8 protein-coding genes are annotated in these 10167 nt (G+C 67.8%); 5 read left to right on the top strand and 3 right to left on the bottom strand.

Features of this window, described 5'->3' with window-relative positions; genetic code table 11:
- On the bottom strand, positions 1-1568 hold a 1568-nt coding region (locus DBR34_RS06845), incomplete at its 3' end, for a glycosyltransferase family 39 protein (protein WP_258223721.1).
- Between the two features lie 214 nt (positions 1569-1782).
- On the opposite strand from DBR34_RS06845, the gene DBR34_RS06840 reads away from it, so the two are divergent.
- From DBR34_RS06840 to DBR34_RS06825, 4 genes are all read left to right on the top strand, one after another.
- Positions 1783-2484, top strand: coding sequence for a response regulator transcription factor (locus tag DBR34_RS06840; RefSeq protein WP_128096234.1), 702 nt, complete (start codon positions 1783-1785; stop codon positions 2482-2484).
- Complete coding sequence (locus DBR34_RS06835; RefSeq protein ID WP_128096233.1) at positions 2471-3781, top strand: HAMP domain-containing sensor histidine kinase; 1311 nt, start codon at positions 2471-2473, stop codon at positions 3779-3781. Before DBR34_RS06840 ends, DBR34_RS06835 begins: the two co-directional genes overlap by 14 nt.
- 116 nt (positions 3782-3897) lie before the next feature.
- Positions 3898-5148 carry a DUF819 family protein gene (locus DBR34_RS06830; RefSeq protein ID WP_128096232.1) on the top strand — a complete coding sequence of 417 codons (1251 nt, stop codon included), beginning with the start codon at positions 3898-3900 and terminating at the stop codon, positions 5146-5148.
- Positions 5149-5552: 404 nt separating this feature from the next.
- Complete coding sequence (locus DBR34_RS06825; protein ID WP_181393922.1) at positions 5553-6689, top strand: DUF3103 family protein; 1137 nt, start codon at positions 5553-5555, stop codon at positions 6687-6689.
- Positions 6690-7012: 323 nt separating this feature from the next.
- Here the strand turns inward: DBR34_RS06825 and DBR34_RS06820 are convergent, their stop codons facing one another.
- Together DBR34_RS06820 and DBR34_RS06815 are read right to left on the bottom strand one after the other, a co-directional pair.
- Positions 7013-7237: a CstA-like transporter-associated (seleno)protein gene (locus tag DBR34_RS06820; RefSeq protein WP_038686969.1), complete on the bottom strand. Its 225-nt coding sequence runs from the start codon at positions 7235-7237 to the stop codon at positions 7013-7015.
- Positions 7237-9318 carry a carbon starvation CstA family protein gene (locus DBR34_RS06815; RefSeq protein ID WP_128096230.1) on the bottom strand — a complete coding sequence of 694 codons (2082 nt, stop codon included), beginning with the start codon at positions 9316-9318 and terminating at the stop codon, positions 7237-7239. Before DBR34_RS06815 ends, DBR34_RS06820 begins: the two co-directional genes overlap by 1 nt.
- 262 nt (positions 9319-9580) lie before the next feature.
- Here DBR34_RS06815 and DBR34_RS06810 point away from each other — a divergent pair.
- Positions 9581-10167: pirin family protein (locus DBR34_RS06810; protein WP_146186785.1), on the top strand; the 587-nt coding region annotated here is incomplete at its 3' end.

Genomic DNA, 10167 nt, shown 5'->3' with positions numbered 1-10167 from the left:
CGCCATGCGCGGCCCGGTACCAACTGCCAGCGATTGCGGTTGCTGCTGCCGATGTCCACCACCTGTGCGGCGTCCACGCAGGGGCTCATGGCCTGGTCCAGCACCAGCAGCCAGCGTGTCTCCGGCGCCTGCTGCAGCCATGGACCGGCCTGCTGCCACTGTTCGTCCCACGGGCGCTTGAAGCCGAACTCGGTCACCGTGCGATCGGCCTGCAGCAGGTTCTGCTCGCGCCACGCCACCAGTCCCAGCTGCGCGTTCGGCCCGATCCGCTGGCCAACCCGCTGCATCAACGCCGAGGCCGAGCTGTAGGGGTCCAGCGCCGGCATCAGGCCCCAGCCGTACAGGTTCCAGAGCAGGCAGGCGCACACCACCACCAGTGCGCCGACGCGTCGCTGGCGCAGCCACACCCCTGCGGCCACCAGCAGCACGCCAAACCCGAGCACCCAGCCCCCCAGCAGTGGCAACAGGCTGTCGGGCATGCCACGCCGGTCCAGCTGGGCATGCGCCCAAGGGCTTCCGCCGAGCAGTTGCACGCCGACGTACAGCGCGGCGGCGGCCAGCACGCCCACGTAGACCAGCAGCAGCCAGCGCGGTCCGGTACGGCGCAACAGCCCGGGCAGCAACGGCGCAGCGGCCACGCACAGCAGCGGCAGCATCGGGAAAATGTAGACCTCGCGCTTGCCCGGGCTGGCGCTGAAGAACACCAGCACCAGCATCGCCCACCCCAGCAGCAGCCAGTAGCGGCCATCCAGGCGCTTCAGCCGCCGCCACCACGCCGGCAGCAGCGCCGGCAGCAGCAGGCTGCCGGGCAGCCACAGCGTGGCCATCACCTGCAGGTAGTACCAGGCCGGCTTCACGTGGTGCCATGCATTGGCATAGCGCGTGCCGGTCTGTTTGAACAGCAGTTCACGCGCGTAGGCCTGCAGGCTGGGGTCGGTGGAGTGGAGCAGGGCAATGCCCAGCGGCGCCAGCCACACCGCCGTGCCGAGCAGGAACCCCGGCACCAGCAGCCACAAGGCGCGTCCCCGGCCCGCGTGGCCGTCGTCGCCGCGCACCCGCCACCGCCACAGCGCCCAGGGCAACAGCACCAGCAGGGGCAGGAAGCCTACGCCCTTGGTCACCGTGCCCAGGCCGGCGGCGAACCCGGCCAGCAGCACCGCGCGCCGGTTGGGCGCCTCCAGCAGGTGCCGCAACAGCCCCCACATGGCCAGCGTGGTCAGCCCCACCAGCACCATGTCGATCTGCGCGCGCTTGGCCATCAAACCGAACTGCAGGCAGCTGGCCAGCGCCAGCATGGCCCACCAGGCAACCCGCCGGTTCCACAGACGACGCCCCAGGTCCCAGCACAGCCACAGCGTCAGCAGCGCCGCCAGCAGCGACGGCAGCAGGAACGCCAGGGTCCAGTTGCCCAGCAGCTGGTGGCTGGCGGCCTGCATCCACATGAATACCGGGGGCTTTTCGGCATACAGGTCGCCGCCGCGATGCGGCAGCAGCCATTGCCCACTGTCCACCATGGCGCGGGCAGCCAATACGAAGCGTGGCTCATCCGGCGGCGAGGGCTGGCGCATGCCGATCCCGGCCAGCAGCGCCAGCACGATGGCCACGCAGGCGAGCAGATGCCAATGCGGGCGGGACAAGCGGGCTTCAGGCACGTCCGGATCCTTGGGCAAAACCAGTACTGTCTCCCCGACAGCGTAGGAAAAGCGTCGAAACCGGGCCATTGCGACCGGATTCCGACATGGATGCGGCTACCATGCGCCGATCCGTTCACGAGAGTCTGCCATGCGGCTCCTGGTCATTGAAGACAACCGCCAGCTGGTCGCCAACCTGTTCGATTATTTCGAGTCGCGCGGGCATGTTCTGGATGTAGCCCCCGACGGCGTTACCGGCCTGCACCTGGCCGCCAGCCATGCCTACGACGCCTTGATCCTGGACTGGATGCTGCCGCGCATGGAAGGCCCGGAGGTGCTGCGCCGGCTGCGCGCCGACCACGGCTCGGAAGTCCCGGTGATCATGCTCACCGCACGTGACGAACTGCCCGACAAGATCGCCGGGTTCCGCGCCGGCGCCGATGATTACCTGACCAAACCCTTCGCGCTGCCCGAACTGGAAGTGCGGCTGGAAGCGCTGATGGTGCGTGCGCACGGCCGCAACCCGCGCAAACTGCTGGAGGTGGCTGATCTCAAGCTGGACCTGGCCACGCTGGAGGCGCATCGCGATGGCAAGGCGCTGCACCTGTACCCGGCCTGCCGCAAGCTGCTGGAAGTGCTGATGCGCGCCAGCCCCGGCGCGGTAACCCGCCAGCAGCTGGAATTCGCGCTATGGGGCGATGAACCACCGGACGGCGACCTGCTGCGGTCGCACGTGTACGAACTGCGCCGCAGCGTGGACGGCCCGTTCCAGCAGAAGCTCATCCATACCCTGCCACGGGTGGGGTACCGGCTGGGTGTGAGCGCCGCGGACAGTGCCGATGAAACCGCGTAAACCCGCGCCGCTGCATCGGCGCCTGGTGTGGTGGCTGCTGGGCTACCTGGGGCTGATCTCGCTGGCGGTGTTCAGCGTGGGCAACTACGTGCACGAACATGCCGAGCATTCGGCCTGGCGCGCGCTGCTCAACTCCGAGCTGGACAGCATCGTCAACCACATCGAACACGAGCCGCACTACCGCTGGCAGGACTCGGACACGCTGCGCCTGTTCACCGTGGATGGCAGCGAGCGCGTGCCCCCGATCCTGCGCACGCTGCACCCGGGCCTGCACGACGGGGTGGTGATCAATGGTCGGTCCAGCGCGGTGATGGTGCGTGATACCGCCACGCTGGGGCGGCTGGCGCTGGTGCTGGACATCAACGACTTCCACGAGCTGGAAGAATTCGCCACGCGCTGGGTGATGCTGGCCGGCGTGGTGATGATCATCGTGACCGTGCTGATGGCGTCCTTCGGCGTGGGCCGGCTGGTACGCCCGCTGCGGTCGCTGGCCCAGCGCATCGACGGGCTCAAGCCCGGCGTGCCGGGGCAGCGCGTGCAGGTGGACCCGCGCGGCAGTTCGGAGCTGTACGTCATTGCCGACGCGGTCAACGACTACCTGGCGCGCAACGAACAGTTCGTCGAGCGCGAGCGCGTGTTTGTCAGCACCGCCAGCCACGAGCTGCGCACGCCGATCGCGGTGATCACCGGTGCGGCCGAACTGGCGCTGGAGCAACCGGGCCTGCCCGAACGCGCGCGCCAGCAGATGCAGCGCGTGCATCGCACCGCGCAGGGCGTGGAACAGTTGATCCAGCTGCTGCTGGTGCTGGCCCGCGAACCGGCGCGGCTGGTCGCGCTCGGCGAGCGCATCGCGCTGGACCAGCTGGTACCGGCCATCATCGAAGACCACCGCCACCTGATGGGCGACAAGGACCTGCGCATCGCCGTGGACGGCCTGGCCCGCATCGACATCATCGCGCCACCGGCGGTGGTGCAGGCGGCCATCGGCAACCTGCTGCGCAACGCCATCGAGAACAGCGGGCGCGGCACCATCCATGTGCACGTGTCCGACCGGGCCGTGGTGACGCTGCAGGATCCCGGCCATGGCATGAGCCCCGAGGAAATCGCCGCGGTGCACGCACGCCTGGCGCGTGGCGATCGCAACGAGCAGAGTGGGATCGGGCTGGAACTGATCGCCAAACTCTGCGACCACCTGGGCTGGGCGCTGCAGCTGGAGCCCTGCGCGCCACGCGGCACCCGGGTGATTCTGGATCTGGGTGCGTCGCTGCCGCAGGCAGCAGGCGACGCGATGACGTAATCGACCTGGCGAACGCTGCACTGCAGGGTGGCGCAGCGTGAAGATGATGTTAACCTCTGGAAAGGCGCCGCTTTATGCGGCGCTTTTTTTTTCTTCGATCGACAGAGGATGGCAAGATGCCGACCGAAACCAGTACCGCGCTGATCACCAACGATATCGTCGGGCTTGGCCTGATTGCCGCCACGCTCGCCGTGATTTTCTGGGCAGCCAGTGGCCCGACCCCGCAGCTGAAAAAGATCTTCGCCTGGGTGCCAGCGTTGCTGCTGTGCTACTTCATCCCGGCCATCTACAACACCGTCGGCCTCATCGACGGCCACAACACCTCGCTCTACAACCCGGTCGCACGCGACGTGCTGCTGCCGGCCGCGCTGGTGCTGCTGACCCTGTCGATCGACCTCAAGGGCATTCTCAAGCTGGGCCCGAAGCTGCTGGTGATGTTCTGCGCCGGTACGCTGGGCATCATCCTGGGCGCGATCGTGTCGTTCCAGGCAATGTCCTGGATCCACCCGGCAACCGTCGCAGGCGATACCTGGAAGGGCATGGCCGCACTGGCCGGCAGCTGGATCGGCGGCGGCGCCAACATGGTGGCGATGCGCGAAGTGTTCGGCACCGATGCCACCACCTTCGGCCAGTTCGCCGTGGTCGACGTGGCCTGTGCCAGCCTGTGGATGGCGGTGCTGCTGTTCCTGGCCAACCGCGCCCAGCAGATCGACACGCGCAACGGTGCCGACACCCGGGCCATCGATGAAATGAAGGCGCGCATTTCCGCCTATGAGGCGCAGAACGCCCGCATTCCCAGCCTCACCGACCTGATGGTGATCGTGGGTGTGGCGCTGGGCGGAGTGGGCCTGGCGCATGCGATCGCCGCACCGTTGAGCGGATGGTTCAAAGCCAACGTCAGCTGGGCCAGCCAGTTCAGCCTGGACAGCGCGTTCGTGTGGGTGGTGCTGTTGTCCACCGCGCTCGGCCTGGGCCTGAGCTTCACCCGCGCGCGGCGGCTGGAATCGGCCGGTGCATCGCGCCTGGGCACGCTGTTCCTGTACTTCCTGATCGCCTGCATCGGCATGCAGATGGACCTGTTGTCGCTGCTGGACCGCCCGTGGCTGTTCGCGCTGGGCGCGATCTGGATGCTCACCCACATCCTGGTGCTGTGGATTGCGGCCAAGCTGCTGCGCGCGCCGTTGTTCTTCTTTGCGATCGGCTCGCAGGGCAACATCGGTGCCGCCGCGTCCGCACCGGTGGTCGCGGCCGCGTTCCATCCCTCGCTGGCCCCGGTGGGCGTACTGCTGGGCACCGTGGGCTACGCCACCGGCACCGGCCTGGCCTACGTCACCGGCCTGATCCTGAAATGGATGGCCGGCGCCTGACCGCCCAGCGAATCGCACGCCGCGGCAACGTCGGCATTCCTTCCCGGTAGTGCCGGCCGCTGGCCGGCTCCTCACGAACCCACCTGCGCCAGGTAGTGCCGGCCGCTGGCCGGCTCCTCACGAACCCACCTGCGTCAGGTAGTGCCGGCCGCTGGCCGGCTCCTCATGAACCCATGGTTTCACCTGGAGCCGGCCAGCGGCCGGCACTACCCGGTGCGGGGAGATGGCGTGGAGCCGGCCCGCGGGAAGACGGCGTTGAGCCACGCGACGTCCAGAGTGTGGATCAGGTACCAGACCCTCTCGCGATTGCCCCGTAACGTGCGGGCTCATGCGCCACCCCGTGGCAGGGGGCATCACGGGGGGCATCTCCGCCGATGGCAATCGGCGTCCAGCCAGGACGATGCATGAAACCGCAGGGACTGTTCCGATGCTGTGTCACCGCGCTGCTGTTGTTGGCCAGCGCCACCGCCGTTGCCCAGACCGCGCGCATCGAACGCGCCGATGTGCAGGCCATAACCGATGCCAGCGCCCGTGACGTGGCTGCGCTGATCGCCCAGCCGGGCTTCGCCGCCGCAGTGACCGGTGCACTTGCGACGCGCCCCGACGGTGTGCCGCTGGCCCGGGTGATGGCCCGCTTCGATCCGCAGGCGCGCACCCAGGCCACACGCACGCTGGCCGCGCAGGATCGCCAGTTGCGTCAGCGCAAAGGGCTGCCCGCCGCCGGCGCGGACCTGCTGCAACTCCGCGCCTACGTCCCCACCGGTACCCGGCTGACCGACGTGCCCGCCGCCCAGCTGTGGGTGGCGGTGTTGCCACGCGGCGACGACCGCCACTGGACCACGCTGAACGCCTACGACCCGCAGGGGCGTCGCCACACGCTGGATGCGCGCACGGCGCCGGCCTTCCCGGTGTTGATCGTCGATGTGGATACGCGCACGGCGGTGGAAGAGGGCATGGCGCTGGTCAACGCGGGACTGCAGGCGCGTGGCCTGCAATCGCCGGAGCGCATCCGGCTCGCCGCCAATGGCAGCGCCTCGCTCGACCTGACCCGGCTGGACCGCATCCGCCTGGCCGACGACCAGGAGCCGTGGGCGTTGGGCGGTGCGGAAGTGTTCGCGGTGGTGTCGGGCCTGCAGATCGGCGCGGCCGAACCCGAGATGGCCACGCTGACCCTGCCGTACCTGGACCACGACAACACCGACTACACGCCCGGCCAACCGCTGGTGATCTGGGGCAACTACCGCTTCGACGCGGCCAACGTGCAGCTGTTCGAGGATGACGGCGACACCAACTACCAGGACCTGCTGGTGGCATTGACCGATGGCGTCAAGGCGGCACTGGGTGCGTTCGCACCGGAGTACGCGGTCATCGCCGACATCGCCGGCGCCATTCTCAAGGCGATGCCCACCACCTGGTTCGCCAACGACACCGACTACCTGGACAGCTTCTACCTGCTGCAGCGCGGGCAGGCCTACACCGACCGCATGGGCGCGGCCAACAACGCCAAGGTCACGCTGACCCCGGTGACGCTGACCGAATAACGCCGGCCCCCCGTAATCAGCCCGCACCCGGTAGTGCCGGCCGCTGGCCGGCTCCTCGTAATCACCCCGCACCCGGTAGTGCCGGCCGCTGGCCGGCTCCAGGTGAAACCGTGGGTTCATGAAGAGCCGGCCAGCGGCCGGCACTACCGGGTAGGGTTTACGCGCCTGGAGCCGGCCAGCGGCCGACAGTAGAGAGTGGGGTTTACGCGCACCGCCCGAACCAGGTGAGGTTCATGGAACGAACGGGCCGACACCCGATTGCGGCCATGAAAAAACGGCGGCGCTTTCGCGCCGCCGTTCCAGTATTCAACCGATGTCGCCGCTCAGCAGCAGCGGCCCCCGTTCCTGCCGCCGTAGCGCGCCTCCTGGCGCTCGCGGAAGAAGGTCTTGTAGTCCATCGGCACGCGGTCGGGATGGTTGTCGAGCACGTGGCGTACGTAGTTGTCGTAGTCGGGAATGCCGCAGCACAGGCGTGCGGTCTGCACCAGGCGCCGCCACAACCGGCGGTGCGCCTGGTACTGCCCAACCGGAACCAGTTCAGTACTCATCACAGGTCCGCCATCTGGTGCGGCTGCAGCGCCACGTACGGGGTTTCCTTGTCACTGCGCTGCGGATTGCGCCGCGCCTGCACGATGGTCTTGATCGCATAGAACAGGATCGAGAACACCACGAACAGGAACAGCACGGTCAGGCTGGTGTTGACGTAGGCATTGACCACGATCTGGTGCATCTGGTCCAGGCTCTTGGCCGGCGCGGTGATGGTGCCGGTGGCGATCGCGTCCTGGAACTTGTGCGCCTGCGCCAGGAAGCCCTGGGCCGGGTTCTTGTCGAAGATCTTGATCAGGCCCGCGTAGGTGGTGCAGATCAGCAGCCACACCGCCGGCACGCCGGTTACCCAGGCAAAGCGCTCGCGCTTCATCTTGAACAGCACCACCGTGCCCAGCATCAGGGCAATGCCGGCCAGCATCTGGTTGGAGATGCCGAACAGCGGCCACAGGGTCTGGATGCCGCCGAAGGGATCTTTCACGCCGGTGTACAGCAGGTAGCCCCACAGCGCCACGCAACCGGCCGTGGCGATGATGTTGGCCGTCCACGATTCGGTCTTCTTCAGTGCCGGGATGAAGTTGCCCAGCAGGTCCTGCAGCATGAAGCGACCGGCACGGGTACCGGCATCCACCGCGGTCAGGATGAACAGCGCTTCGAACAGGATCGCGAAGTGGTACCAGAACGCCATCATCGCGTTGCTGCCACTGGGGATGGCCTGGTGCAGGATCTGCGCGATGCCCACCGCCAGCGTGGGCGCACCACCGGCACGGTGCAGGATGGTCGGCTCGCCGATCGCCAGCGCGGTGGCTTCCAGCTGTTCGGGGGTAATCGCAAAGCCCCAGGTGGTACTGATGAAGTGCGCGGCCGAGGCGGCATCGGCACCGATCACCGCCGCCGGGCTGTTCATCGCGAAGTACACGCCCGGATCGATGATCGACGCCGCCACCAGGGCCATCACCGCCACGAACGATTCCATCAGCATGCCGCCGTAGCCGATGTAGCGCATGTGGCGCTCATTGGCCAACAGCTTGGGCGTGGTGCCCGAGGCGATCAGCGCATGGAAACCGGACACCGCGCCGCAGGCAATGGTGATGAACAGGAACGGGAACATGCCGCCCTTCCAGACCGGGCCGTCGCCGCTGGCCGCGAACTGGGTCAGCGCCGGCATCTTCAGTTCCGGCATGACGATCAGGATGCCGATCGCCAGCGCCACGATGGTGCCGATCTTGAGGAACGTGGACAGGTAGTCGCGCGGTGCCAGCAGCAGCCACACCGGCAGCACCGAGGCGACGAAACCGTAGCCGATCAGCATCCAGGTGATTTCGATGCCGGTGAAGGTGAAGGCCGGGCCCCAGACGGGATCGGCGGCGACCTTGCCGCCATACCAGATGGCCGCCAGCAGCAGGAACAGGCCGACCACCGAAATTTCCCCGATCTTGCCGGGGCGGATGTAGCGCATGTACACGCCCATCAGGATCGCGATGGGCATCGTCGCGATCACCGTGAACATGCCCCACGGGCTTTCGGCCAGCGCCTTGACCACCACCATCGCCAGCACCGCCAGGATGATGATCATGATCAGGAACGCGCCGAACAGCGCGATGGTCCCGGGCACCTGGCCCATCTCCTCGCGCACCAGGTCACCCAGCGAGCGACCGTTGCGGCGGCTGGAGATGAACAGCACCATGAAGTCCTGCACCGCACCGGCCAGGACCACGCCGACCACCAGCCACAGCAGGCCGGGCAGGTAGCCCATCTGCGCGGCCAGCACCGGGCCCACCAGCGGCCCCGCACCGGCGATCGCGGCGAAGTGGTGGCCGAACAGCACGTGCTTGTTGGTGGGCACGTAGTCCAGGCCGTCGTTGTTGAGCACCGCCGGGGTGGCCCGGGTCGGGTCGAGCTGCATCACCTTGTCGGCGATGAACAGGCTGTAGAAGCGGTAGGCGATCAGGTAGATCGACACCGCGGCGACCACGATCCACAACGCGTTGATGTGTTCGCCACGGCGCAGTGCGACCACGCCCAGACAGAACGCGCCGAGCAGCGCGAGCGCGGCCCAGCCCAGCTTGGAAAAACCTTTCATGAGATTGCGTCTCCCTGGAGATCGTCGTAAGAGTCTGCCTTGGCACCGATGGGGTCAATGCAAACGCAGGTGCTTGCCGCTAGTACTTTGGTCGTAGGGCGCAACGTGGCGCGCGTGGCGATGCGGACAACGGCCCGGCACGCGCGCGCGCCTGCACGGCACGCGAACGCCACCGCTGGAACAATCGGTTGCGGGCGTGGCGATTGGCGGCTGCCACCCGGGCGCCCATCTTGTTGGCTGGTTTCCTTTTGCTGGAGTCGAGATGAGCAGCCCCACCCCGGTGCGCGTACAGCGCACGATCCGTGGCATGGCCACCTCCGATGGCGCCGGCGTGCGCCTGACCCGGGTGATCGGCGGCCCCTCGCTGCCCGACCTGGACCCGTTCCTGCTGCTGGATGAATTCGGCACCGACCGCGCCGAGGACTACATCGCCGGCTTCCCCAGCCATCCGCACCGCGGCTTCGAAACCGTCACGTACATGCTCGACGGGCGCATGCGGCACAAGGACAACCACGGCAACGAAGGCCTGCTCACCCCGGGCAGCGTGCAGTGGATGACCGCCGGCCGTGGACTGGTGCATTCGGAGATGCCGGAGCAGGAATCGGGCCAGATGCGCGGCTTCCAGCTGTGGGTGAACCTGCCGGCGCGCGACAAGATGACCGACCCGAAGTACCAGGAATTCGCGCCCGAGCGCATTCCCGTCACCGCGCCCGGCGACGGCGTGCAGGTGAAGGTGATTGCCGGCCAGGTGGGCGAGGTGAGCGGTCCGATCGTGCAGCCGGCCACAGACCCGGTGTACCTGGACATCACCCTGGCCGCAAATGCGCGCTGGGAATACACCTTGCCGGA

The organism is Stenotrophomonas sp. HMWF003, from assembly GCF_003061285.1.
Taxonomy (GTDB): domain Bacteria; phylum Pseudomonadota; class Gammaproteobacteria; order Xanthomonadales; family Xanthomonadaceae; genus Stenotrophomonas; species Stenotrophomonas maltophilia_AP.
Note: the sequence above shows the minus strand (reverse complement) of the source record. Positions and strands in the feature narration are given on the sequence as shown.